Annotated in this window: 24 protein-coding genes; all 24 read left to right on the top strand. The window is 51.7% G+C overall.

All coding sequences use genetic code 11. The features are described from left to right. The first annotated feature begins 63 nt into the window (after nt 1-63). Nucleotides 64-666 carry an ATP-dependent Clp endopeptidase proteolytic subunit ClpP gene (gene clpP / locus M0R35_02405; protein ID MCK9594510.1) on the top strand — a complete coding sequence of 201 codons (603 nt, stop codon included), beginning with the start codon at nt 64-66 and terminating at the stop codon, nt 664-666. Between the two features lie 27 nt (nt 667-693). Continuing rightward, nucleotides 694-1,836, top strand: coding sequence for an alanine--glyoxylate aminotransferase family protein (locus M0R35_02400; protein MCK9594509.1), 1,143 nt, complete (start codon nt 694-696; stop codon nt 1,834-1,836). A 210-nt stretch (nt 1,837-2,046) separates the two neighbouring features. Next, entirely contained in the window at nt 2,047-3,633 is a 1,587-nt protein-coding gene (gene serA / locus M0R35_02395; GenBank protein MCK9594508.1) for a phosphoglycerate dehydrogenase, read from the top strand. A gap of 23 nt (nt 3,634-3,656) precedes the next feature. After that, a complete protein-coding gene (locus tag M0R35_02390) occupies nt 3,657-5,402 on the top strand; it encodes a hypothetical protein (GenBank protein ID MCK9594507.1) in 1,746 nt (581 codons plus the stop codon). 12 nt (nt 5,403-5,414) lie between these two features. Next, entirely contained in the window at nt 5,415-6,656 is a 1,242-nt protein-coding gene (locus M0R35_02385) for a homocitrate synthase (GenBank protein ID MCK9594506.1), read from the top strand. A 21-nt stretch (nt 6,657-6,677) separates the two neighbouring features. Next, complete coding sequence (locus M0R35_02380) at nt 6,678-7,952, top strand: adenylosuccinate synthase (protein MCK9594505.1); 1,275 nt, start codon at nt 6,678-6,680, stop codon at nt 7,950-7,952. A gap of 44 nt (nt 7,953-7,996) precedes the next feature. After that, on the top strand, nt 7,997-8,374 hold the full coding sequence (locus M0R35_02375; GenBank protein MCK9594504.1) for a hypothetical protein: 378 nt from the start codon (nt 7,997-7,999) through the stop codon (nt 8,372-8,374). A gap of 72 nt (nt 8,375-8,446) precedes the next feature. Next, nucleotides 8,447-9,511: a DUF4912 domain-containing protein gene (locus M0R35_02370; protein ID MCK9594503.1), complete on the top strand. Its 1,065-nt coding sequence runs from the start codon at nt 8,447-8,449 to the stop codon at nt 9,509-9,511. Then, nucleotides 9,504-11,084 carry a DUF1957 domain-containing protein gene (locus M0R35_02365; protein MCK9594502.1) on the top strand — a complete coding sequence of 527 codons (1,581 nt, stop codon included), beginning with the start codon at nt 9,504-9,506 and terminating at the stop codon, nt 11,082-11,084. Before M0R35_02370 ends, M0R35_02365 begins: the two co-directional genes overlap by 8 nt. Nucleotides 11,085-11,119: 35 nt before the next feature. Further along, nucleotides 11,120-11,830 carry an isoprenyl transferase gene (locus M0R35_02360; GenBank protein ID MCK9594501.1) on the top strand — a complete coding sequence of 237 codons (711 nt, stop codon included), beginning with the start codon at nt 11,120-11,122 and terminating at the stop codon, nt 11,828-11,830. Between the two features lie 30 nt (nt 11,831-11,860). Then, the gene (locus M0R35_02355) at nt 11,861-12,661 is read left to right on the top strand and encodes a phosphatidate cytidylyltransferase (GenBank protein ID MCK9594500.1); all 801 of its coding nucleotides are present in this window, start codon (nt 11,861-11,863) and stop codon (nt 12,659-12,661) included. A gap of 4 nt (nt 12,662-12,665) precedes the next feature. Beyond that, the gene (locus tag M0R35_02350) at nt 12,666-13,829 is read left to right on the top strand and encodes a 1-deoxy-D-xylulose-5-phosphate reductoisomerase (protein MCK9594499.1); all 1,164 of its coding nucleotides are present in this window, start codon (nt 12,666-12,668) and stop codon (nt 13,827-13,829) included. Between the two features lies 1 nt (nt 13,830). After that, the gene (rseP, locus tag M0R35_02345; protein ID MCK9594498.1) at nt 13,831-14,919 is read left to right on the top strand and encodes an RIP metalloprotease RseP; all 1,089 of its coding nucleotides are present in this window, start codon (nt 13,831-13,833) and stop codon (nt 14,917-14,919) included. An 11-nt stretch (nt 14,920-14,930) separates the two neighbouring features. Beyond that, nucleotides 14,931-16,016, top strand: a complete 1,086-nt coding sequence (gene ispG, locus M0R35_02340; GenBank protein ID MCK9594497.1) for a flavodoxin-dependent (E)-4-hydroxy-3-methylbut-2-enyl-diphosphate synthase — start codon at nt 14,931-14,933, stop codon at nt 16,014-16,016. Between the two features lie 15 nt (nt 16,017-16,031). Then, complete coding sequence (proS, locus tag M0R35_02335) at nt 16,032-17,273, top strand: proline--tRNA ligase (GenBank protein MCK9594496.1); 1,242 nt, start codon at nt 16,032-16,034, stop codon at nt 17,271-17,273. Then, the gene (locus M0R35_02330) at nt 17,274-17,738 is read left to right on the top strand and encodes a ribosome maturation factor RimP (protein ID MCK9594495.1); all 465 of its coding nucleotides are present in this window, start codon (nt 17,274-17,276) and stop codon (nt 17,736-17,738) included. It abuts the gene before it with no gap. A 76-nt stretch (nt 17,739-17,814) separates the two neighbouring features. Then, entirely contained in the window at nt 17,815-19,044 is a 1,230-nt protein-coding gene (gene nusA, locus M0R35_02325; protein MCK9594494.1) for a transcription termination factor NusA, read from the top strand. Nucleotides 19,045-19,076: 32 nt separating this feature from the next. After that, a complete protein-coding gene (gene infB, locus M0R35_02320) occupies nt 19,077-21,326 on the top strand; it encodes a translation initiation factor IF-2 (protein MCK9594493.1) in 2,250 nt (749 codons plus the stop codon). A gap of 9 nt (nt 21,327-21,335) precedes the next feature. Then, complete coding sequence (gene trpS / locus M0R35_02315) at nt 21,336-22,325, top strand: tryptophan--tRNA ligase (protein ID MCK9594492.1); 990 nt, start codon at nt 21,336-21,338, stop codon at nt 22,323-22,325. Next, complete coding sequence (locus M0R35_02310; GenBank protein ID MCK9594491.1) at nt 22,322-23,080, top strand: segregation/condensation protein A; 759 nt, start codon at nt 22,322-22,324, stop codon at nt 23,078-23,080. The genes trpS and M0R35_02310 overlap by 4 nt, the downstream gene beginning before the upstream one ends. Continuing rightward, a complete protein-coding gene (gene ruvB, locus M0R35_02305) occupies nt 23,049-24,149 on the top strand; it encodes a Holliday junction branch migration DNA helicase RuvB (GenBank protein MCK9594490.1) in 1,101 nt (366 codons plus the stop codon). The genes M0R35_02310 and ruvB overlap by 32 nt, the downstream gene beginning before the upstream one ends. Nucleotides 24,150-24,223: 74 nt before the next feature. Then, nucleotides 24,224-24,439, top strand: a complete 216-nt coding sequence (locus tag M0R35_02300) for a DUF2905 domain-containing protein (protein MCK9594489.1) — start codon at nt 24,224-24,226, stop codon at nt 24,437-24,439. A gap of 98 nt (nt 24,440-24,537) precedes the next feature. Beyond that, nucleotides 24,538-25,596, top strand: coding sequence for a SpoIID/LytB domain-containing protein (locus M0R35_02295; GenBank protein MCK9594488.1), 1,059 nt, complete (start codon nt 24,538-24,540; stop codon nt 25,594-25,596). A gap of 62 nt (nt 25,597-25,658) precedes the next feature. Then, nucleotides 25,659-26,651, top strand: a complete 993-nt coding sequence (gene queA, locus M0R35_02290; protein ID MCK9594487.1) for a tRNA preQ1(34) S-adenosylmethionine ribosyltransferase-isomerase QueA — start codon at nt 25,659-25,661, stop codon at nt 26,649-26,651. The last annotated feature ends 4 nt before the right edge of the window (nt 26,652-26,655 follow it).

Raw genomic sequence — 26,655 nt, 5'->3', positions numbered from 1 at the left:
ACACCCCACGCTAATTGGAATGGCGCGGGTGTGGTATCTCTATACCAGGAGGGTTATATGGATATGAAGATGCAATCGTTAGTGCCTATGGTGGTTGAGCAGAATGCCAAGGGTTTTGAGCGCGCCTACGATATCTACTCGCGGCTTCTTAAAGACCGGATCATTTTTATCGGTACTGCGATCGACGATATGGAAGCGAATCTGGTGATCGCGCAGATGCTTTTTCTGCAGCAGGAGGATCCGGCTAAAGATATTCATATTTATATTAATTCCCCGGGCGGTTCGGTTACCGCGGGCCTGGCCATATACGATACAATGCAGTTCGTGAAATGCGATGTGGCTACTTATTGCGTGGGCCAGGCCGCCAGCATGGGCGCTATTCTTCTGGCTGCCGGCACTAAAGGCAAACGTTCTTCGCTGCCGAATTCCAGGGTAATGATCCATCAGCCCTGGGGAGGCGTTCAGGGCGCTGCCGAGGATATATCGCGCCAGGCGACAGAGATACTTAAGATGCGCGATAAGATCAATGAGATATTGGTTCATCATACCGGACAATCCCTGGAGAAGATCCAGAAGGATACGGACCGGGATTATTTTATGTCCGCCCCGGAGGCCAAAGAATACGGCCTGGTGGATGAAGTGTTCTTAGGGAAGACAAAGAAATAAATATCAATCAAACAGCGAGGTAAAGAGATGAAAAAGAATTATTTGCTTACACCTGGGCCGACGCCGTTACCGCCGGAGGTCTGTGAATCGCTTTCCCGGCCTATTATCCACCACCGCACCCCCCAGTTCCAGGCTATCCTCAAAGAGGCGCACGAAGGGCTGAAATATATCTTTCAGACCTCTAACGAGGTGATGATCCTGGCTTCCTCGGGGACCGGCGGGTTGGAATCGGCGGCGATCAATTTTCTTTCCCCCGGGGATACGGTCATTAGCGTCGACGCCGGTAAATTCGGCGAGCGCTGGGCGGAGATCTGCAAGGTTTACGGGATAAATTGCGAAGTGATCAAGGTGGAATGGGGCAAGGCGGTGGACCCGAAAGCCATCGAGGAAAAATTAAAGTCCGGCAAAGGCAAATACAAGGCGGTATTCACTACTTTATGCGAGACCTCGACCGGCGTAGCCACCGATATCCAGGCGATCGGCAAGATCGTTAAGGATACCGAGGCGATCCTGGTGGTGGACGCGGTCAGCGGTTTAGGGGCTATCGACCTGAAGGCTGACGAGTGGTTCTGCGATGTGGTGGTCTCGGGATCGCAGAAAGGCCTGATGCTCCCTCCGGGGCTGGGATTTATTTCAGTAAGCCCTAAGGCCTGGAAGCTTTCCGAAACATCAAAATGCCCGAAATATTATTTTAACCTTAAGGCCGCGCGCAAGTCTTACGCCTCGACCGACACGCCATGGACGCCGGCTATAGGCTTGATCATCGCTTTGAACGAAGCGATAAAACTGATGAAGGCTGAAGGGCTGGATAAGATATTCGCCTGGCATCATAAGATGGCCGCCGCTGTGCGCGCCGCAGTCCAGGCGATGGGCCTGGAGCTCTTCGCGCCCGACGCTTTTTCGGATGTGGTCACTGCGGTGAAAGTCCCTGCGGGAATAGACGGAGAGAAGCTGGTCAAGACTATGCGTGATTCTTACGGGGTCACCATTGCCGGCGGACAATCCGAGGTTAAAGGCAAGATCTTTCGTTTTGCCCATATGGGTTATATCGGCGAGTTCGATATAATCTCCGGGATATCCTGCCTGGAAAAGGTTTTAAGCCAGATGGGCTATAAATTCCAGATGGGAGCCGGCGTGGCGGCTGCGGAAAAGGTGTTTTTGGATAAATAAGAAGCAGTTACTGCCGATAGAAAAGCGTTCAAAAGGACGGCCATAACAAAGCCGTCCTTTTGTTTATTTAGGGCCGGAAATTAGCTATTTTTTACTTGATTATTCCGGTATTGCTGGGGTATAATATACACCTTAGTCTGCCGGGAGAGACCCCGGCTTTGTTTTGGCAAGTAAGGGTTGTATTGTTCTTTTACGTGAGGAGAATTTGACATGTTTAAAATCTTAGTAAGCGATTCGTTGTCGGAAGAAGGTTTATCTATTTTAAAGGGCATCAAGGATTTCCAGGTGGATGTTAAAACTGGAATGAAACCCGAAGAGTTAAAAGAAGTTATCAAAGATTACGACGCCCTTATTGTGCGCAGTGCCACCAAGGCGAATAAAGAAATAATCCAGGCTGCCGCTAAGTTAAAGGTGATCGGCAGGGCCGGAGTAGGGCTGGATAACGTGGATCTGCCCGCAGCCACTGAAAGGGGCATAGTGGTTATGAACGCCCCGGCAGGCAACACGATATCCACCTGCGAGCATACGATGAGCATGCTTCTGGCTTTGGCCCGCAGCATACCCCAGTCCAACGCCTCGACTAAAAAAGGCGAATGGAAGCGCTCTAAATTCATGGGCATTGAGCTTTACAAGAAGACCCTGGGCATCGTAGGTTTGGGCAGGATCGGCCGGGAAGTCAGCCGCAGGGCCCAATCCTTCGGTATGAAGATAAAAGCTTACGATCCTTATCTTTCCCGCGAGGTGGCTGAGGATTTGGGGATAGAGGTGGTCGACCTGGACCAGCTTATGGCCGCATCGGATTTTATCACCGTGCATGTGCCTTTGACCGAGGATACCAGGCATCTTATTTCGGATAAGCAGTTCGGGATGATGAAAAAAGGGGCCAGGGTGTTGAACTGCGCCCGCGGCGGGATCATCGATGAACAGGCGCTGGTCAAGGCGATCAAAGAAGGCAAGATAGCCGGCGCAGCCCTGGATGTTTTTGAGTCCGAACCTCCGGCCGCTGATTCCGAATTGCTTAAGCTGGATAATGTTATCGTTTCCTGCCATTTGGGCGCTTCCACGGAAGAGGCCCAGGTGAACGTGGCCATAGAGATCGCCGAATGCGTCAGCGATTTTCTTCTGGGAAAAGGCATCCGCAACGCGGCCAATTATCCCAATATAGACGCGGAGCTTTACAAAGTCCTTCAGCCGTATATCCTGATGGCGGAAAAGCTCGGTAATTTTTCCAGCCAGATCATCAAGGGCCGGATCAGCGAAGTAGAGATCCAGTACAGCGGGGAGATAACCAAATACGACACCGCTTCTTTATCTATGGCGATAATGAAGGGGATGCTCAGCCCGGTGTTGAAAGAAACGGTCAATTTCATAAACGCCATACCTTTGGCCCGCAGCCGGGGGATCCAGGTAAGGCAGACAAAGACCTCCGTTGACCAGGGTTTTGTGAACCTGGTCTCGCTGGTGGTCAAGACCGATGAGGAGTCGCGCGTTGTAGCGGCCACGCTTTCCCCCAAACGGGAGCCGCGGATCGTGAAGATAGATGATTTTTACGTTGAAGCCACGCCGTCCGGTTATATGATCGTGATGAAGAATATGGACAGGCCCGGGATCATCGGGAACGTGGGTATGTTGCTGGGCAAGCATAACATAAATATCGCGGCAATGATCTTCGGCAGGAACACTCCGGGCGGGGAAGCGGTGAGCATCTTCAACGTGGATAGCCCGATATCGGCGGAACTGCTGGAAAAGATCAAGGCTATGGAGAATATCCTGGCGGTAAAATTGGTAAAATTATAAGCGTTTTAAAAGAGGTCGGTCATATGAAAAAGTCCTGGCTTGTGTTACCGTTGTGCGGAGCATTGATCGCGATCTTCGGCCGCGGCAACGCCTTGGCCGAAGAAATAACCCTGCTTTTGACCGGACAGACCCATTCTATGATCTATACCTGTAGCTGCCCTAAAGAGCCTGACGGCGGAGTAAGCCGCAGGGCGGGTTTGATCAAGGAGCTAAGGTCTAAAGACCCGAATATCCTGGTTTTGGACAGCGGGAATTTTTTTGCCGGGGGGATCCTGGATGAATATGCCCAGAATCCCGAGTTGGACCGCAGGCGCAACGGGATAAATCTGAAGGCTATGGATATTATCGGTTACGACGCTGTCGGCATCGGGGACAGCGAGTTCAGCTTCGGCAGGCAGGTTATGGAAGAAGAGCTTGACCGGGTAAAGATACCGTTGGTTTCCTGCAACCTGGTGTCGGAAAAAGTGGCGCCGTATGTATTAAAGAGGGTCGGGAAAAGGCAGATCGGGATAACCGGTTTGATTTCTCCTTTCAGCGCGGCGAAAGCCGGAGGGCTTAAGATCGACCCGGCGCTGGACGCGCTTAAGCGGACCGTCCTGGAATTAAAACAGAAAAAAACTGATATTATCGTCGTTTTAAGCAATTTGGGCGAAAAAGAAGATAAGGCGTTGCTTAAAGAGCTTCCCGGAATGATCGATATCCTTGTCGTGGGCGCTAACCGCCAACAAAAAGAGCCCGCGACCATGGTCGATTCTACTTTGTTATTAAGGCCGGTCTGGCAGGGGAGAAAACTGGTAAAAGCCACGTTGGTCCTGCAAGGCGAAAAGATAACGGATTCCCGGGTGGATGAACTGCGGCTTTCGGATAAGGTGGCTGATGATAAGCAAATCCAGGATATTCTGCCGCGGTGTTTTAAAGACGATAATTGCCGCAAAGCGGGGATGCTTGGTATATGCCGGGACCCCGGCGCGATCAATGCCTCCTGCCAGTTTATCGAACCGAACAAGGTCGGGCTTTTGATCGTTACCCCGGCTGTTTGCCGGACCTGCGATACGCAGCGGGTGATCAAGATGCTTAAAAACCAAATGCCCGGGCTGGAGGTGTCCTATGAATATTATCCCGGCGAAAAGGCGGCTGAGCTGATCCGCGGCCTGAAGCTGGAGACCTTGCCGGCTTATTTGCTGGACAGGTCGGCCGAAAAAGAGAAGGATTTCGATAAACTTAAAGTTAACCTTGAGGAGAACGGCGGCTATTATATGATAAAGCCCCAGGCTGCCGGGGTGGGGTATTTCCTGAACCGCGAAAAGGCGGCTGACAATCTGGATGTCTTTATAAGTTTATATGACCCGAACACCGGGAAATTGCTGGAAAATATCAAGGAGTTCAATCCGCGGATACATTTGCTGGCCGGCGAATCCAAGGATGGTAAATTGACCGCCCCCCAGGGCCAGTCTGAGATAGAGGAGTGCTTAAGGACGGTCTGCGTGCAGAAATATTATCCCGGTTACGCCTGGGATTATTTATCCTGCCGCCAGAAGGATATAGAAAGCTCCTGGTGGGATGACTGCCTGGGCATCCTGGACAGCGCGGCGGTAAAAAAATGCGCCCGGGGCGAAGAAGGAAGGGCGCTGCTTCTGGAGAATACCGCGCTCACTAAAGAGCTGAAGATAATGCATGGTCCGGCGTACCTTCTGGATAACCAGGAGGTATTCAGCTCGGTGAATGTCCCCTCGAAAGAGGAGTTGCGCAAAATAATAACGGCTAAATAAAGAGGTGTTGAAATGACCGCTAAACCCAAGATCTATTTGATCGATGTAACTAATCGTGACGGCGTGCAGACTTCCCGGATCTGCCTTTCCAAACTGCAGAAGACCATGCTCAATTTATATCTTGATGAAATGGGTTTCTTCCAGTCGGAGTTCGGGTTCCCCCTTACCCGCCACGAGACGAATTATCTTAACGCCAACCTGGAGCTGGCCCGGCGTAAGGTTTTTTCCAATATCCGCCTGAGCGGATGGCTGAGGGCTACTTCGGAAGATGTCAAGCAGGCGTTCAAACTGGTCCCCGGGCTCAGGCATTTGAACCTTTCGATATCGACTTCCGACCAGATGATCGTGCACAAGTTCAAAGGCAAATTAGACCACTCGTCGGTGATCAAGGAGATGGAAGACGCGGTGGCCACGGCAAGGAAGCTTGGGGCTGAATCCATCGGGGTCAATGCCGAGGACGCCTCGCGCACCCGGATCGAATACCTGGTGGAATTTTCAAAAGCCGCCAAGAAAGCCGGAGCCGACAGGGTAAGATACTGCGATACCCTGGGGTTTGATTCGCCGTTCAGCATCTATGAACGGATCAAGAAGCTGGCTGAAGAGGTTTGCCTGCCTATCGAGGTGCATTGTCATAATGACCTGGGTATGGTCGTGGCTAATTCAGTTTGCGGGGCTATGGCGGCTAATGACGCCGGCCAGGACGCGTATATAAATACCTGCGTGAACGGAATGGGCGAGCGCGCCGGCAACGCCGATCTGGTGGCGGTGATACTGGCGATCAAATATGGCAGCCAGATGCGCGACAAGTATATGCTCGATGAGAAGATCAACCTTAAGGTGGCCTGGAAGATCTGTAAATACGCGTCATACGCCTTTGGTATACCCATACCCATAAATCAGCCCGGCGTGGGCTCCAATGCCTTTGCCCATGAATCCGGGATACACGCGGACGGGGCGCTCAAAGACAGGCGTAACTACGAGCTTTATGAATATGAAGAGCTGGGCCGCGGCGATCCGGAGATAATCGAGACCGGGCGCAAGATAACCGTAGGGGAATATTCCGGGATCAAGGGTTTCAGGAACGTTTACGACAAGCTGGAGCTTGTTTTTAAGGATAACAAAGAAGCCGCTGATATACTGGAGCTGGCGCGGTACGCCAATGTCCATAACCAGAGGCCTCTGGTAGACGATGAATTGAAGTTCATAGCCAAATATCCGGATATCGCCCGTAGGATATTCACGATGCAGGCATAAAAATAACAAAAGGATATCATTATAATGAATACAGTTTTAGTAGGCGCGCAGTGGGGTGACGAGGGTAAAGGCAAGATAATAGACATACTCTCCGCCAAGGTGGATTGCGTAGTGCGTTATCAGGGCGGCAGCAACGCCGGGCATACCGTGGTGGTCGACGGTAAGGAATACATCTTTCATTTGATACCTTCGGGGATCCTGCATAAAGGCAAGGTCTGTTGTATAGGCAACGGGGTCACCATTGACCCGGAATCGCTGATAAAAGAGATCGAAGGCCTGGCAGCGTCCGGCATATTCATCGACGACCGTTTAAAGATCTCAAGCCTCGCGCATCTGATCATGCCGTATCACAAAGTACTGGATAAGCTGCGCGAAGCGAAAAGGACCAACCGGATCGGCACTACCGGCAGGGGCATAGGCCCGTGCTATGCGGATAAGATAAATCGCTGTGGCATAAGGATGGCCGATCTTTTGAACCCCGGGATCTTCCGGGAAAAGCTGAAAGACAATCTGAAGGAAAAGAATGAGATATTCAAGAAGGTTTACCGGCATAAAGGTTTCGCCTTTGAGCCTATATATTCCCAGTACCTCGCGTTCGGCAGGAAGATCGCCCCGTATATTTGCAATACTGCTTTGTTGTTGAACGATATGATCGACCGCAAGAAGGATGTCCTTTTTGAGGGCGCGCAGGGGACTTTCCTGGATATAGATTTCGGGACGTATCCGTTCGTTACTTCTTCTTCCGCCACATCAGGGGGGAGTTGTATCGGCACAGGGGTCGCACCGACTCGGATAGATAAAGTCATCGGCGTGGTCAAGGCCTATACTACCCGGGTGGGCGAAGGCCCGTTTCCCGCCGAGTTTGATCGCCGGTTCTCGGATCTTATCCGCAAGAAGGGCCATGAATTCGGGGCTACTACCGGCAGGCCGCGCAGGTGCGGATGGTTTGACGGGGTTATGGTCAGGGAAGCGGTCATGATCAACGGCATAACCGAATTGGCATTGACCAAGCTGGATGTGCTTGACGGGCTGAAAACGATCAAGCTGGCTGTGGGTTATAAATATAAAGGCAAAGTCTTTAAGGAATTCCCGGCTGATTTTGATGCCTTGAGCAAAGCGCGGCCCGTGTATAAGCAGGTCCCGGGCTGGGTTAAGCCTTCGGCAGATGCCCGCAGGTATAAGGACCTGCCGGCTAACGCCAAAAGTTATATATCGTTGCTCGAAGACCTGTTAAAGGCCAGGATAACCATGGTTTCCGTGGGCTCGGGCAGGACGCAGACGATAAGCTGCCGTTAGGGATAATAAATAAACGCAGTCCAAGAGGGGATGCGGGAGAAGATATGAAAAACCGGATCGTTTTCGTTTTGATCGCAGTAAACGTATTATTCCTGGCCGGCATGGTCCATTCTTACTCAAAATCCCGGCGGACTAAGATAGCGCGGGATAAGGAAATGTTCATCCGGTTCGATGCCCAGGAAAAGGCATACAGCCTTCAAAAGGAAAACAGCGCTTTGGAGAATAAACTTAAAAAAGCCGAAGATGCCCTTAAATCGGCAAAGACCGGTTTTGATTCCGTCCAGAAGTCGCTGGAACAGGAGCGTAAGATCAACCAGGATCTCAGGGCCGGGATAGAAAAGCTTACCGGGCTCAAAGATTCGCTGGAAGAACAATTGAAGGACGCAACCGCCGTTAAGGCAGGGCGGCAACCGAAAAAGTAGCGTCAGCGTTCGACAACTTGTGACTGTTTGATTGAAAGAGAGGGGTTTCCTTTCTTTTAAAAGGAGGTGGGTATGGCAGTGCTTCGCAGGATCAAAGACAAGATAAAGAAAGCGGTGCTGAAAAAGAAAGTTTCCGTTTCGGCCAAAACCAAAAAGACGGTCTCGCGCAAAAAAAAGGCAAAGCCGCCGGTGGTGGCATCGGTGCAGGCATTCCCGTTAGAGATGCGCAAGGAGCTTTTAGGCGTGCAGGAGATGGCTGTGGAAAAGAGCAAATTCTCCCATCCTCAGGTCAAGAAATTTAGGCGCTCGTTACCGGCGGAGCTGCCCGGGCAATACAATAAGGATATGATGGCTTTGCAGGTGCGCGACCCCTGGTGGCTGCACTGCTACTGGGAAGTGGCCGCGAATACCTGGAGCAGCCTGCGCGAGCGGCTGAAGGACCTTTTTAACAGCGCTAAAAAAGTCCTGCGGGTCTACGATGTCAGCCAGATAAATTTTAACGGAAAGAACAGCCACAAATTCTTCGATATCGAGGTGCATCACGAGTCCACCAGCTGGTATATCGATACCGGCGGGCCCGGAAGGTCCTGGTGCGTCGATTACGGCTTGAAGCTGGCCAACGGCGACTTCATTACCATCCTGCGTTCAAATACAGTGTCTACCCCGTTAGACGGCCCGTCCTGGATTACCGATGAGGAATGGATGATACCCGAGGAGATGTTCGGCAGGCTTTACGGCATGGGTTTCGGCCTGGGCCACAGCTCTCCTATAGGCAAGGCCTGGCAGGAAAGGTTCAAACGCGCGCTTTTTTCCGGGATATTATCTTCTCCGGGGATGACTTCTTCCGGAAGCCCGGTGATGAAGAAATCGAAGGACAGGAAGTTCCGGCTGACCGTGGACTGCGAGCTTATCGTCTATGGCGCTACCGAGCCGGACGCGGCGGTGACTATCCAGGGCAAGCCCATAAAGCTGAGGCCGGACGGGACGTTCACTATGCGTTACGCCTTGCCCGACGGCAAGCAGGCCATACCGGTAAAGGCGGTCTCCAACGATAAGATAGAGGAGCGCACGATCACACCGATAGTCTCCAGGGAAACCAGGGCAAGCAACCTGGTAAAGGAGTTCGCTCGTGAATAAAGGTTACCTTTGTCTGGTCCTGCACAGCCATCTTCCTTTTGTCAGGCATCCGGAGCATGAGGATTTTCTGGAGGAAGACTGGCTCTATGAGGCAATGACCGAAACATATATACCTTTGCTCTGGGTTTTTGAGAAGCTGGTCGAGGATAAGATCGACTTCCGGATAACTATATCCATGACCCCGACATTGATCTCGATGCTATCCGACCCGCTCCTTCAGGAGCGCTATTCAAAGCATATAAACAGGCTGATCGAATTGTCGCATAAAGAGATTGAAAGGACCGCCTGGCAGCCGCAGTTCCAGTCGCTGGCGACAATGTACCTGAACCATTTTTGCCGCAGCCGGGATACCTTTGAGAAATACCGGAAGAACCTGGTCCTGGCTTTTAAGAACCTGCAGGATATGGGAAAGCTGGAGATCATTACCTGCGGGGCGACCCACGGGTATTTTCCGCTTATGGATGTCTGCAAGGAATCTGTGCGTGCGCAGCTGCGGGTGGCGGTGAGCCATTATGAGGGCGTATTCGGCAGGAAACCCCGTGGCATATGGCTGCCGGAATGCGGATATATGCCGGGCCATGACGAGTTTCTCAAGAACGCGGGGATAAAATATTTCTTTTCCGATTCGCACGGGGTATTGCACGGCACGCCCAGGCCGAAATACGGGGTTTTTGCCCCGGTCTATTGTAAGGGCACAGGCGTAGCCTGTTTCGGCAGGGACCTGGAGTCTTCCAAACAGGTATGGTCGTCTATAGAGGGCTATCCCGGCGATTACAATTACCGCGAATTCTACCGGGACATAGGTTTTGACCTGGAGTTCGATTATATCAAGCCGTATATCCACCCTGACGGGGTAAGGATAAATACCGGGATAAAATATTACCGGATCACCGGACCGGGCAACGAAAAACAGCCTTATATGCCGGATTGGGCCAGGGATACGGCGGCAAGCCACGCCGGTAATTTTATGTTCAACCGGCAGAAACAGGTTGAATATCTTTACGACCTTATGGGTAAGAAGCCGATCATAGTTTCTCCTTATGACGCGGAGTTATACGGCCATTGGTGGTATGAAGGCCCGCAGTGGATCGATTTTCTGATCAGGAAGATCGCCTGCGACCAGGATACCATACGCTTGATCACCCCTTCGGAGTATCTCGCGGAGAACCCGCGAAACCAGGTGATCGTCCCGTCTATGTCGAGCTGGGGTTATAAGGGTTACAGCGAGATGTGGCTGCAGGGGACTAACGATTGGGTCTACCGGCATCTGCATACAGCCTCGGACAGGATGACCGAACTGGTAAGGAGTTACCCGGACAAAAACGGGCTGACCCGGAGGGCTTTGAACCAGGCCTTGCGGGAATTGCTTCTGGCTCAGAGCTCGGATTGGGCTTTTATCCTGGGCACAGGCACGCATATAAGCTACGCGGTCAAAAGGACGAAAGAGCATCTGCTGCGGTTCACGCGCCTATATGAGGATATAAGATCCAACTCTATAGACGAGGAATGGCTCGGCGAAATAGAATACAGCGACAACATTTTCCCCGATATAGATTACCGGGTGCATAAATAACGATCACGGACGTTCAGCCCGGATCAGACTTTGCTATGACTAAAGAAAGAGATATCCCGCGGCATATCGCGATCATAATGGACGGCAATGGCCGCTGGGCGCAGGCCAGGAAGCTGCCCAGGGTCCTTGGCCATCGCGAAGGGGCGTTTCGGGTCAAGGATATCGTTAATGCCTGCAATGACCTGGGCGTGGGATTTCTGACCCTGTACGCGTTTTCCACTGAGAACTGGTCGCGCCCAAAGCCCGAAGTGGACATGCTTATGCGTTATTTCGAGAGTTTCCTGAGCAAGGAGATGAACCGGATGCATAAGGATAATATCCGGTTCAAGGTCATCGGAAAGCAAAAGCCGCTGCCGCAGAAGGTCCTGGACCAGATGGCTAAGGCGGCCGAGAAGACCCGGGATAATACCGGGCTGACCCTGGTCCTGGCCTTGAATTACGGTTCCCGGCAGGAGATCGTGGACGGGGTAAAGAAATTCGCGGAGGCTTTTAAAAAGGGCAAGGCGGAGCTGGGAGATATCGACGAGAATAATTTCGGGGAGTATCTTTATACCTGCGGTATCCCGGATCCGGACCTGTTGGTCCGCACCAGCGGCGAGATCCGGTTGAGTAATTTCCTGCTGTGGCAATTGTCATACGCGGAGATGTATTTTACCAAAAAATCCTGGCCGGATTTCCGCAGGAAGGACCTGGAGGCGGCGATAGAGGAATACCGCAAGCGGCAGAGGAAGTTCGGTTCTGTATGACCGGATGATCAAGCCAAGATCGGGGTTTGTATGTTGATCAAGAGGATAATAAGTTCCATAGTTCTCGCGGGCCTGGTAGCCGCGGCCATATTCAACCAATGGATGTTGACCGCGGTGATCATAACCCTTACTGTCCTGGGCCTGTATGAGTTTTATACCATGCTGGAGAACAAGGGTATAAGCATATACAAGTATTTCGGTATCGGCATGGGCGCGATCATCCCTTTCTCGATCATCTTTCGTTTCGAGCTTACCAGGAAATGGGAGTTGTCGTTCATTGTCCTGGCTTTGTTGTTCCTGATCATAATGCAGTTAAAGCGCCGCCAGAATTCCGGGGCGGTAGTGGGGATCTCCACCACTCTTTTCGGGATACTTTATGTTTCATGGTTCTTGAGCTTTTTGATCAAGATCCGCCTTTTGCCCGACGGCATAGGCCTGCTTGTCACTGTCCTGGCGGTAACGAAGCTGGGGGATATCGGGGCATACCTGGTCGGTTCTCGTTTCGGCAGGACGCCGTTGATGCCCAGGATCAGCCCCAAGAAATCGGTTGAAGGGGCGGTCGGCGGTATGGTTTTCAGCATACTGGGCGCGTTGGTCTGTAAGTCGATGCTGCCTTTTTCATACTGGGATATGCTGTTGATCGGGGTGTTCCTGAATATATTGGGACAGTTGGGAGACCTTTCCGAGTCGCTGATGAAAAGGGATTGCCAGGTCAAGGATTCCGCGGGCACGATCCCGGGAATGGGAGGTGTCCTGGATCTGATCGACAGCCTGCTTTTTACCGCCCCGGTGTTTTACTTCTATATAAATATCGTATTAAAACATTTTTAGACGGATGAAAAGGATAGCTGTATTAGGCTCGACCGGCTCCATAGGCCGCAATACCTTGAATATTATCCGGGCTTTTCCGGATAAGTTCTCGGCCGCGGCCTTAAGCGTGAATAATAATACCGCGGACCTTGTCCGCCAGATAAAGGAGTTCCGGCCGCAACAGGTCTGCGTTAATGACCCCGGCAAGGCCGCCCAACTGCGTAAAGTCGCTGGAACCAGGGTAAAAGTTCTATGCGGCCCGCAGGGCGTTGAGCATATCTGTAAGTCCCGGGACGTGGATATGGTGGTCTTGGCGATCAGCGGTTCCGCTGCGCTGCGCCCGTTATTGTCGGCGATCGACAATAAAAAAGAAGTGGCTACAGCCAATAAAGAAGCCCTGGTTATGGCCGGGGGGATCGTCCGTAAAAGGGCGGAAAAGTACGGGGTGCGGATCATCCCGATCGACAGCGAGCAGTCGGCGATATGGCAGTGCCTGGAAGGCGGGGATATTGCCAAATTGCGGCGGATATACCTGACCGCTTCCGGCGGGCCGTTTTTGGGGTTTGACCGCAGCCGGATGAAAAAGATCACTCTGAAGCAGGCATTGAGCCATCCGCGGTGGAAGATGGGCAGGAAGATAACCGTGGACTCCGCGACGCTGATGAATAAAGGACTGGAGGTCCTGGAGGCGATGGCTTTATTCGGGGTTGGCGCGGATAAGATAAAAGTAGTAATTCATCCTGAATCGATAATCCATTCGATGGTGGAGTTCGTTGACGGCGTGGTCATGGCCCAGTTGTCGATAACGGATATGCGTATCCCTATCCAATACGCGCTTTCATATCCCGACAGGCTGAATAGCGGCCTGCCCGGACTGGACCTGATAAAGACCGGGAGCTTGAATTTTAGCGAGCCGGATACGCGGGGATTCCCTTGTTTAAGGATGGCGTATCAGGCGGCCCGCAAGTCCGGGACATATCCCTGCGTATTGAACGCGGCGAATGAGGCGGCGGTGGAGGAGTTTCTTAAAGGGAAGATGGATTTTATTTCTATTCCGGAGGTTGTGGGGCGTGTTCTTACCCGGCATAAAGGCATAAGCGATCCCGGTATTGAAGATATCCTGGATAGCTCGGACTGGGCCAGGAGGATAAGCCTGGAGATAGCCGGTAAATTAAGGAAGGCCGGATAGTATGTTTTCATTGATGCTTTTCATAGCGATATTGAGTGTCCTGGTAATGGTCCATGAGTTCGGCCATTTTATAGCCGCCCGCAAGGCAGGGGTGAGGGTGGAGACTTTTTCCCTGGGATTCGGGCCGAAGCTGGCGTCTTACAAAGGCAAACAAACCGAATATATGGTCTGCGCCGTACCTTTGGGAGGATACGTCAAACTGGCCGGGGATAATCTCGACGAATATAAAGGCAAGGCCGATGAATACCTTTCTAAGCCGGTATCGCGCAGGTTCTGGATAATATTCGCCGGGCCGGCGCTTAACTACCTTTTGGGCATCTTATTTTTCTGGGTTATATTTGCAGCCGGATATCCCAGCCTTACCGCCAAGGTGGGAGGGCTTTTGGATGGTATGGGCGCGCAGCAGGCAGGCATACAAATAGGCGATAAGATCATCGCTGTCGAAGGTACGAAGGTCACTCTCTGGGAAGAGCTGCAAAAGAGCATCCAGGCCCAGAAATCCCAGGAATCGATAGAGGTGACTGTATTGCGGCAGGACAAGGAGTATAAGTTCCAGGTGAAGATACAGAATAATGAGCTCTCCGATATCCTCGGCCAGAAACGCAGTGTCGGCCTGATCGGCATAAAGCCCAAGATGGACGAGAGTATAAAGGTAAGATACGGCTTATTCCGCTCTTTGCCGAAGGCTGTTGAGAAGACCGGGGAGCTTACCGTATTGACTTATAAGGCGTTCTGGCTGATGCTCACCCAGAAGATATCGATGAAAGACTCGGTGACCGGGCCTTTGGGGATGTTCTTTGTGACCTCGGAGGTGGCTAAGCTGGGAGTGGTCGCGGTGATGAATTTTATGGCGTTATTGAGCATAAGCTTGGGGATATTCAACCTTTTGCCTTTGCCGGCTTTGGACGGCGGACATCTGGTGTTGCTGGGATTGGAAAAGGCCCGCGGGAGATACCTGAGCAAAAGATCCGAAAATATATTTAATCAGGTGGGTTTCAGCTTTATTATCCTGCTGGCGGCTTTGGTCTTTGTGAATGATCTGGTAAAATTCGGTTTTATCGATAAAGCGGCTAAATTCTTTATAAGATAGGATACTAAGCGATGCGCAGAAAGACCCGGGAAATAAAAATAGGCAATGTCAGGATCGGCGGGAATAATCCGGTGGCCATACAGTCTATGGCTAAAACCAGGACTGCCGATGTCCCTGCCACAGTGAGGCAGATACTAAGGTTGGAAAAAGCGGGATGCGAGATTATCCGGGTAGCGGTAAAAGACCGGTATGACGCCTTGGCGATCAGCCGGATAAAGAAAAATATACATATACCTTTGGTGGCGGATATACATTTTGACTGGCGCCTGGCGTTATCGGCGATAGACAGCGGCGCGGACAAGATACGGCTTAATCCCGGCAATATCCGAAAGAAAGAACAGATCAAGGCAGTGGCCAGCGCGGCAAAGTCAGCCGGCATCCCCATCCGCGTGGGGTTGAATTCCGGGTCAGTGGGCGGCTCTGGCGATCAGGCGTCCAGGATGGCCAAATACGCCAGGGAATATCTGGGCATGTTGGAAGGGTTCGGTTTTCGGGATATCGTCGTCTCGGCAAAGGCCCAGAACCCCGCTGATACCATAAAGGCGTATCGCTTGATATCTGCTGCCTGCGGTTATCCTTTGCATCTGGGCGTGACTGCCACCGGTCTGGCCGCTAAGGGGTTGTTGAAGTCGGCTGTGGCTATCGGGGCTTTGCTATTGGAGGGGATCGGTGATACAATAAGGATATCCCTCACCGATAAACCCGAGGAAGAGGTAAAGTCAGCCAGGTTGTTGCTGGAGTCTTTGGGTTTGAGAAGGTTCGGCCCGGAAGTGATCAGCTGTCCTACCTGCGGCAGGTGCGAGGTGGACCTGGTAAGGATGGTCAAGGAACTGGAACGGAAACTTTTCGCATACGGCGGTCACCTTTGCCGATTGGATGGCCAAGTGCGCGCTTCTGCGCCGCAACTTCCGGCCAAACCAATTACAGTCGCGGTGATGGGCTGCGTGGTCAACGGGCCGGGAGAAGCGAAGCACGCCGACTTGGGCATCGCCTTCGGCAGGAAAGACGGATTGTTCTTTAAAAAGGGCAAGCCGATGCGCAAGATCCCGGCGAAAAAATGCGTGGACGCGCTGCTCGACGAGATAAATAAATTTTAACAGGGAGTAATCATAATGTACTGGTCAAGATCGTTCATCCCGACATTAAAAGAGGCGCCGCAGGAAGCGGAATCAGTCAGCCATCAGTTGATGCTAAGGGCCGGGCTTGCCCGCATGCTTATGGCCGGGGCATATTCTTATCTTCCCCTGGGGCTTAAGGTGCTTAAGAATATAGAGGGGATAATCCGCCGGGAAATGAACGCCGCCGGCGCTAATGAATTGCTTTTGCCCGCGCTTCAGCCGTTGGACCTGTGGGTCAAGACAGGAAGGGATAAGACTATAGGCGAGGTAATGATCCGGTTTACCGACCGCAGGGGACGGAATGTCTGCCTTGGCCCCACGCACGAGGAGATCATTACCGACCTGGCTAAGAACCATATCTCCAGCTATAAGCAATTGCCGCTCACGCTTTATCAGATACAGACAAAGTTCCGGGATGAGCTGCGGCCGCGATTCGGCCTGGTTAGGGCCTGCGAGTTCATTATGAAAGACGCGTACAGCTTTGACCAGGACGAGGATGGCCTGGAAAAAAGTTATCAGGCGATGTTTAGCGCTTACAAGAATATTTTCAAAAGCTGCGGGCTTGATTGCCTGGCGGTGGAAGCGGATTCCGGGGTGATGGGAGGCAATGTCTCGCATGAGTTCATGGTTCCGGCATCCTGCGGCGAGGACCTGGTCTTTGTCTGCCCGGATTGTAAAACCGCGTTCCCTTATAAAGAAGGCGCAGCGGACGCCTGCCCGAAATGCAAAGCGAAATCCGAAAGAGTGAATACTATCGAGGTCGGCCATATTTTTAAATTAGGGACCAAATACAGCGCGGCATTGGGCGCGAATTTTCTGGACGCCAAGGGCAGCCTTAATCCTTTGATCATGGGCTGCTACGGGATCGGCGTTTCGCGGCTGATCTCCACGATAATCGAGCAGAATCATGATCAGAACGGGATCATCTGGCCGGATGAAGTAACCCCGTATGATATCATAGTGGCGCCTTTGGATGTTACCGACGAGAATATACTGAACCAGGCCCGCAAGCTTTACGATGCGCTGGGCAGCAAGGGAAAAAGCGTGCTCCTGGATGACCGCGATGAGCGGGCAGGCGTGAAATTCAAGGACGCTGACCTGGTGGGCATACCGAAGCAGATCATTGTCGGAAAAGAATTCGTGAAAAAAGGGATGGTCGAATTGAAGGACCGCAGGGGCCAGGATAAGATTATCGATACACCGGAAAACATCCTCAAGCTTTTTGGGGTGGAATAATTGGGCAAGCTTGAGATAGCGGCTGATCTGGAAAAAATTATCCGGGAAAGGCTGGAGTCCCTTGGATTTGATCTGGTGGAATTGATCTGCCGCTATGAAGGCCCGAAACTGGCTTTGCGCGTCTTCGCGGATAAGCCTGAAGGCGGGATAAATATGGATGAATGCGCCGAGGCCAACCGGGCGTTAGGAAGGATCCTGGAAGAGGGCGATCTGATAAAAGAGAGCTTTGTCCTGGAGGTGAGTTCTCCGGGTTTGGACCGGGTTTTGCGTACAACAGCGGATTTTTGCCGGGTTGTAAATAAAAAAGTAAAGTTCTTTCTATCTGAGCCGGTTAATGGTAAAATAGAGCACGATGGGGTTGTGCGCCAGGCTGATCCTGAAGCAGTGGATATCCTGACGGTAAAAGAAGAGGCTGTCCGGATACCCCTGGCTAAAATTAACAAAGCCAGGCGTATCCTTGAATAAACCGAGACCGGGTCTTGCAACTTGTTTACGGACAAGGAGTTCTAAGGCCCGGATTTGCAAGAGATGAGGAAATTAAATGAGTAAAGAATTGATCGCTATAATAGAGCAGATTGAACGTGAAAAAGGGATAAAAAAAGAAGTTTTGATCGTGGCTGTGGAAACGGCCCTTTTGAGTGCGGTGCGCCGTAATGTAGACGTGAAGCTTAATGAAGAGCTTAAGGTGGTCCTGGAACCTGTTTCCGGGGAGATCCGCGTGTTCAAGAATACCGAAGAGATCACCCTTAAGGATTTCGGAAGGATTGCCGCGAGCGCGGCGCGCCAGGTGATCATTCAGAAGATCCGCGAAGCGGAGAAGGACGTTGTCTATGGGGAATTCCAGGGCAAGGTCGGGGAGATCATCAGCGGCACGGTTTACCGTTTTGAGAAAGGCAATATCGTGATCGACCTTTTAGGCAAGGCCGAAGGCCTTCTCTTAAAGAGCGAGCAGTCGCCGAAAGAGGAATTCAAGCAGGGACAGCGTATCCGCGCTTTTGTCGCGGAGGTCAAGAAAGAGAACCGCGGCCCGCAGATAATATTATCGCGCAAACACCCGAATTTCGTGAAAAAGCTTTTTGAGCTGGAGGTCCCGGAGATATACGAGGGGATCGTCGAGATCAAAGCTATCTCGCGCCAGGCAGGGGAAAGGACCAAGATAGCTGTCTGGTCCAAGGACGATAAGGTGGATTCGGTCGGCGCCTGCGTGGGTATGCGCGGAGGCCGGGTCAAGAATATAGTCAACGAGCTTTCCGGCGAGAAGATCGATATTGTCCGTTACAGCGAAGACATCCGGGAATATATCAAGGCCGCTCTTTTGCCCGCTGAAGTGGGCGAGATGAAGCTGGATAAAGAGACCAAGCGCGTCGAAATAACCGTGGCTGACGATCAGCTTTCTCTGGCTATCGGAAAACACGGGCAGAATGTCCGGCTCGCCTCGAAACTGGTGGGTTGGGAGCTGGATGTGCGGACTAAAGCTTCTTTGGAGGCAGCGGCAGCGGCGCAAGACGCCAGGAATAAAGAAGCGGCCGCAGCGGAGGCCGTTGCAGTCAAGGCTGAGTCAGACAAGGAAGAAAAGGGAACGGATAAAGCCCCTTCTTTAGAGGAATTATCCGGCGTGGGAGAAAAGACCCGGGAGTTGCTTAAAGAGGCGGGTTTCAAGTCCCTGGCAGATATCGCCAAGGCTGAAGTAAAAGACCTTACCCAGGTAAAAGGAATAGGCGAGAAAAAAGCCGAGAAGATGATCAAGGAAGCCAAGAAGCTTCTTAAATAATAGACCAGCTGTTTATTTTAGAAAGCGGATAAATGGATAAATTAAAAAAAGAAAAAGCCAAGACAACGGTCAAAAAGGCCAAAGAGATTAAAGCCAAGCCTGCGGCAAAAGTAGAGCACAAGCCGGCCAAGGCCAGACCTGCGGTAAAGGCCGCAGGGCATGCTCCGGAAAAGGCCAAAGAAACGCTTAAGCCGTTGCACAAACCCGCGGTTAGCAAGAAAAAAGAACCTATTAAGCACGCGGCTAAGGCTGCCACTGTTGAGCCGGAGAAAAAAACGCATGATACGCATGAATTAAAAGCGCATGTCGCCCATCATGCGGAGCATCCAAAAGCGCATCATCCGGCAGAGGCCAAGCCTCAGCCGAGATCCGAGTCCGCGCCTGTTCATGCGCATCATAAGGCAGAGCATACCGCCGCACATCCGGCAGCGCATCATAAAGAAGAAGTAAGTAAGCCGGCGGCGCCGGTCGTCGAAGCTAAGCCGGAGATCCCCGCGCAGCCTCAGGCAATACAGCCTGTTCTTAAAGACCTGGAAATGGAACTGCCTATATCGGTAAAGGACCTCAGCGTTAAACTTCAGGAAAAGCCTTCGGTATTGATAAAGACGCTTATGGGTATGCGGGTAATGGCCGGGATCAATCAGAACCTGGCTAAAGAAGTAGTGGAGAAAGTCTGCGAAAAATACGGATTTAAGATCAAAGAGGCGTTGGGCCAGGAAGAGACCGCGTTGATCGGCCATAACAAGCCTGACCTGCCCGAAACCCTTAAGCACCGCTGCGCTATAGTAACCATAATGGGGCATGTTGACCACGGAAAGACGTCTATACTCGACGCCATCCGCAACAGTAAGGTGGCTGAATCCGAGCACGGAGGGATTACCCAGCATATCGGGGCGTACAAGGTCAGCCTGCCGAAAGGCAATATAACTTTTCTGGATACCCCGGGGCATGAGGCGTTCACCGCTATGCGCGCCAGGGGAGCAAAGGTCACTGATATCGTGGTCCTGGTGGTCGCCGCGGACGACGGGATAATGCCCCAGACCCAGGAGGCCATCGATCATGCCAAGGCAGCCGGAGTTTCGATAATTGTGGCTTTGAACAAGATCGATAAGCCGCAGGCTGATCCGGATAAGGTGAAAAAACAATTATCGGCAGTAGGGCTTATGGCGGAAGACTGGGGCGGCAAGACCATAACCGTCCCGGTATCGGCCAAGACCGGCCAGGGGATAGATACGCTGCTGGAAATGATTATCCTGGAGGCGGAGATGCTGGAGTTAAAGGCGAACCCCCACCGGCAGGGTAAAGGCGTTGTTCTGGAAGCGAAGATGGTAAAAAGCAAAGGACCGGTAGCCACGCTTTTGATCCAGGCAGGCACAGTCCATCTTAATGAGAATATAATCGTAGGCGGTTTTTACGGAAAGATCCGGGCGATGTTCGACGATCACGGCCGGCCTTTGACCCAGGCTGGCCCGTCCACGCCGGTGGAGGTTTTAGGCATTACCGGCATCCCCGAGGCCGGCGAACAGTTCTTTGTGATCGAAGACGAGAAAACCGCCAAGGAACTGGCGCTTAAACGCCAGGAAAAGGAAAAACAAAGGCAGATGACCCCGGTGAAAAGGCTGGGGTTGGAAGACCTGTATTCCCAGATCAAAGAAGGCAAGATCAAAGAATTGAATATTATCATCAAGGCTGACGCCCAGGGGTCGGTAGAGGCTATAAAAGAAGCCCTGAACAAGATAAATTCTCCGGAGGTAAAGCTTAATATAATACATGACGGAGCCGGCAGCATCAACTCGTCGGACGTGATCCTGGCTCTGGCTTCCGGCGCTTTGATCCTGGGCTTTAACGTTACCCCGGATGATCTGGCCAAGTCCCTGATAGACAAAGAAGGCCAGGATGTCCGGGTTTACAATGTCATATATGAGTTGGTTAATGATATAAAGGCCGCCCTCGAGGGGATGCTTGCCCCGAAATTGAAAAGGATATTCCTGGGCAAGGTCGAGGTGCGCAAGGTATTCAAGCTTTCCACTTCCGGGACCATCGCCGGTTGTTTTGTCCAAAAAGGCAAGATCCCGCGTAACGCGGCGATAACCCTTAACCGCAACGGCGCGGTTGTCCTGGATAACGCGGAGTTGGCTTCCTTAAAGCGTTTCAAAGACGATGTCAAGGAAGTCGAAGAGGGTTTTGAGTGCGGGCTGGCGATCAAGGGTTATCCCGACGTGATGGTTGGCGATATGATCGAGGCCTATCAGATACAGAAGATCGCCCGGACACTGGAATAATACCGAAATATGTCGCATCAGAAAAAAAGAATCCTCAGCGGGATGCGTCCCACCGGCAAACTTCATTTGGGCCATTTGGTCGGCACCCTGGAAAACTGGATAAAGCTGCAGCAGGAATACGATTGTTTCTTTATGGTTGCCGATTGGCACGCGCTGATGGGCGAATATGAGGATCCGAAAGTTTTATCCGAGTATACCCTGGATAATCTCGTCGATTGGCTGAGCTTCGGCATCTCCCCGGAAAAATCCACCATTTTTGTCCAATCCCAGGTCCACCAGCATCTGGACCTTTTTATGATATTTTCCTGCTTTACGCCTTTGGGCTGGCTGGAAAGATGCCCGACCTATAAAGAGCAACTGCGCCAGATCCAGACCCGCGACCTGCATACTTACGGTTTCCTTGGGTATCCGGTGCTCCAGGCCGCGGATATCCTGGTATATAAAGCGGATAAAGTCCCGGTCGGAGAGGATCAGCTCCCGCATTTGGAGCTTACCCGGGAGATCAGCCGCCGGTTCAACGGCCTTTATCACAAAGAGGTATTGCCTTATCCCGACGCCATACTTACCCAAACACCCAGGCTGTTGGGTCTGGATGGAAGGAAGATGAGCAAAAGCTATAACAATACGATAAACCTTTCGGATACGCAGGAGACCATAAAGAAAAAGGTCCAGACTATGATCACCGATCCGAAAAGGATAAAGCTTTCGGATAAAGGCCATCCGGATATCTGCAATGTCTTCTCGTATTATTCCACATTTTTTCCGGGGGCCATGGATGAGGTGAAAGATTGGTGCGTTAACGCGTCAAAGGGCTGCACGGATTGCAAAAAGAACCTGGCGTCAAAGTTGACGGAATACCTGGCGCCTTTTTACGCCAAACGGCAGGAATTGCTGCGCGATAAAACGAAATTAACCGATATACTGGCCGACGGGAACAGGCGTGCGGCAAAGACCGCCGAGGAAACAATGCGCCAGGTAAGGACGGCTTTAGGCATATGAACTATAAAATAAAACTGGAGCTCTTTGAAGGCCCGCTTGACCTTCTTTTGTACCTGGTCAAGCGCGACCATTTGAATATCTATGATATCCCGATCGCCAAGGTCACCGAGCAGTATTTGTCTTACCTTGAGCTGATGAAGTGCCTGGACCTGAACATCGCCGGCGAATTTCTGGTTATGGCCGCCACGCTTATGCAGATTAAGTCCAAAATGCTTTTGCCGGCGGTTGAATCCGAAGAGGCGCAGGATGATGCGGTCGATCCTCGGGATGAGCTGGTCAAACAGCTGTTGGAATACGAGCGTTTCAAAGAGATCGCCCAGGAATTAAGGCAGCGCGAGATAAAACAGCAGGATATATTCAAAAGGCCGAAACTTCAGGAGAAAGACCTGCCGGAGACCGCGCCGGTGTATTTCGAAGCAAGCATTTTTGATTTGATCACCGCGTTTTCCCAGGCTCTTGAAGAAACTCCTAAAGATATTTTTTACAACGTGATCAAGGACGAATACAGCATTGAAGACAAGATCCATCAGATACTTCATCTGCTGTTATTGAAGAACTCCGTGAAGCTTTCGGAATTATTCACCCAGGCCAAGACAAAGATAGAGATAATCGTCACATTCCTATCCATACTGGAATTGGTCAAGCTCAGGGAGATCCGCGCCCTGCAGTGCGAGGCCTTCGGCGAAATAGAGATAGCCCGGAACCAGAACAATATCATACCTTATGACCAGAGAACCGAAAGCCAGAGCAATTAGGCCGGACAGCGCCAAGTTCAATTATCTGGGGCCTGATCCTGAGGCTGTCCCGGCGTTCCTTTTGCGCGAGAACCAGGAGACGGAAGAGGATACTGTTTTAATTATATCTCTGCGCCCCACAAAGCTGGGCGAGTTCATCGGCCAGAAAGAGATCGTCGATAACCTCAAGGTCTGCCTGGCCGCGGCCAAACAAAGGAAAGAGCCGCTTGAGCATGTGCTTTTATCCGGTCCTCCGGGCCTGGGAAAGACCTGCCTTTCGCATATCATCGCCCACGAGATGCATTCCAAGATCACCGCCACCAGCGGCCCGGCTATAGAAAGAGCGGGAGACCTGATCGGCATCCTGACCAATCTGGAAAAAGGGGATATCCTGTTCATCGACGAAATACACCGGCTTTCCAAGGTGGTGGAGGAATTCCTTTATCCGGCGATGGAGAACTCAGAGATAGATTTCATCATCGATAAAGGCCCGTACGCCAAGACCATAAAATTCCATCTCAAGCCTTTTACCCTGGTGGGAGCGACGACCCGGTCAGGGCTTTTATCCTCCCCTTTAAGGAGCAGGTTCGGGATCTTTCATCACCTTGATTTCTACGATGTGGTGGACCTGGCTGAGATCGTCAGCCGTTCGGCCAAGCTGTTGAATATCAGGATCGACCAGGAAGCCGCCCTGGAGATAAGCCGCAGGGCGCGCGGCACTCCCCGTGTGGCTAACCGGCTTTTACGCCGGGTGCGCGATTACGTCCAGGTGGCGAATAAAGACAAGATCGATCAGGCGATAGCCGCCAAAAGCCTGGATGATTTGAGAATAGACAGATCCGGCCTTGACGATATGGACCGCAAGGTGCTTAAGCTTGTGATCAGTTCTTTTGACGGAGGCCCGGTGGGCATAGAGTCTCTGGCTGCCTCATTGAACGAAGAAGTGGATACTATCGCCGACACGGTCGAGCCTTATCTGCTCAAGGCAGGGTATTTGAAGCGCACTGCCCGGGGAAGGCTGGCCACCAAACTCGCCTACGAACATCTCGGAATAACTTATACTAAAGAAAAACAAGAGGAACTGTTTTAAGACCCGGTCTTGCAACACGCTGCTGGTCAATGAGATGCAAGACCGGGTCTTGGAGCGTTAAGCGGGGGAATGAGATGCAGGGATTGGGCAAGGTTTTAATAATTTTCGGGATCATCCTGGTTGGCTTGGGGGTGTCGCTTGCTTTTATGCAGCGCATCCCGTTTTTAGGCAAACTTCCCGGAGATATACTGGTCCAGAAAAAGAATTTTACTCTTTATTTCCCGCTTTCCACCTCAATATTGATCAGCGTTATAGTCTCAATAATCTTCTGGTTATGGCCCCGCCGGTAAAACGCCTATTATTAGCACAAATTATTACAGCCGCGATTCTGGCCTGGCAATTCGCCGCTCCATCCTGCGCGCGGTGCCAATCTTCTAATGAGATACGGGTGCGGATTGTTAGCAGCGCCCCGGAGTTGAAGATAAAGGCCGTTGGCGGATATGAGGTTTTTGACGTCAACAGCGGTAAAAGATTGTTCGCCGGACAGGACCTTGATGCCGCGGTGTTCGCCGGAAAATCCGGGCTTGTCTGGCCGGGTGAAAATATCAACACGGATTCCGTATTTATAAAACCCGGGGGCAGCGCTGAGATCTTGATAAATAACCGGAGATACCGAGGGGGGGTCCGGATAATCCGCAAGAGCAGTTTAGGGCTCAGCGCCGTTAATTATCTGGGTTTGGAGGATTATGTCAAAGGCATAGCGGTCAGGGAGGTGTCGCATTACTGGCCGGCGGAGGCATTAAAGGCGCAGGCGATTGTTTTCAGGACATTCGCCCTTTATCAGATCGAACAGAATAAGAACAAGGATTTTGATGTGACCAGCGATGTCTATTCTCAGGTCTACGGCGGGAAGCAAGCTGAGCGCTACCGCATAAATGACGCGGTAGACCAGACCAAGAACGAGGTGCTGGTTTACAAAGGGAAGATATTTCCGGCATTTTATCATTCTACCTGCGCCGGGCACACAGAGGACGCTTCTCTTTTATGGGATATAAATATCCCGCCATTAAAAGGCGTAGCCTGTTATTATTGCGGGGATTCCCCGCATTTTAGCTGGCGCGCGGGTTTGAATAAGGCCGGCATCAGAGATAGCCTGGTCAAGGCAGGATATAAAATAAACCGGGTGAAATCCATCCGCGTCCTGCAGCGGGACCGTTCGAACCGGGCTATTGACCTGCAGGTTGATACCGATGCCGCAGGGATCAAGATGCAAGCGAAGGATTTCCGCAATATTATCGGGCCGGATATTATCCGCAGCGCCAATTTTACGGTGAAGCCGGGCTTTGGCGGTTTGGAATTCTCAGGCCTGGGCTGGGGCCATGGGGTCGGTTTGTGCCAGTGGGGGGCGTATTTTCAGGCAAAGCTTGGCGGGCTTTACCGCGATATACTGGGGTTTTATTATCCGGATTCCGAAATTGTATCGTTGACCAGCTTGAGCCCGGGGTAATTTAGTTAAATTGAAGCAAAGTGTTGTGGTATAATGTTATTACAGCAAAGGCGCTTATTTAAATGAAATTGGCGGATTTTGATTATGAACTGCCGAAGGAGCTTATTGCCCAGTATCCTTTGGAAGACCGGGCAAGCTGCCGGTTAATGGTCGTTGACCGTGCAGACGAAAGTATCCGGGAATTCAGATTCTCCAGGATAGCGGATTTTCTGGCTAAGAACGACCTGCTGGCGCTGAACAATACCAAAGTCCTTACCTGCCGTTTGAAAGGCCACAGGCTCAGCGGCGGCAAGGTTGAGGTGTTCCTTTTAAGCCGTAAATCCGGGCTTACATTTGAGGCGTTGCTCAAGCCCGGCAGGCTGAAGCTTGGGGAAAAGATAGTATTCAAGAATAAGGATATCTTCTGTTCGATAAGCGGCAGGAATGAAGTGACATTCCTTGATTGCGATGAAGAACAGGTATATAATTTAGGTGTTATACCTCTGCCTCCGTATATTAAACGGGAGCCGGAAGAGCTGGATAAGCTTTATTATCAGACTGTTTACGCCAGCAAAAAAGGATCGGTCGCTTCGCCTACGGCGGGGCTGCATTTCACCGAAGGGCTTCTGGATAAGATCAAGGCGGGAGGGGTTGAACTGGGATACGTTACCCTGCACGTCGGGCACGCAACTTTTAAACCCGTGAAATGCGAGGATATCACGCAACATCCGATGTCCACGGAGCATTTCAGCATTCCGGATGAGACTCTTGTCCTTTTGGACAAGTGCCGGAAGAATAACGGGCGTATCTGCGCTGTGGGGACTACCAGCTGCCGCGCCCTGGAGACTTACGCCGGGCAGGGGATGGCGCAGGGCGATACCAGCCTGTTTATTTATCCGGGGTATAAGTTCCGGATGGTCGACCGGTTATTGACCAATTTTCATCTTCCCAAAACCACGCTCTTTATGCTGGTTTGCGCGTTCGCCGGAGAAGAGCTGGCCAAGAGGGCGTACCGGAAAGCCGTCGAGGATAAATTCCGGTTCTACAGTTACGGCGACGCGATGTTGATCCTGTAAATAT

The organism is Candidatus Omnitrophota bacterium (assembly GCA_023227985.1).
Taxonomy (GTDB): domain Bacteria; phylum Omnitrophota; class Gorgyraeia; order Gygaellales; family Profunditerraquicolaceae; genus JALOCB01.
This window is presented reverse-complemented; position numbering and strand designations above follow the sequence as displayed.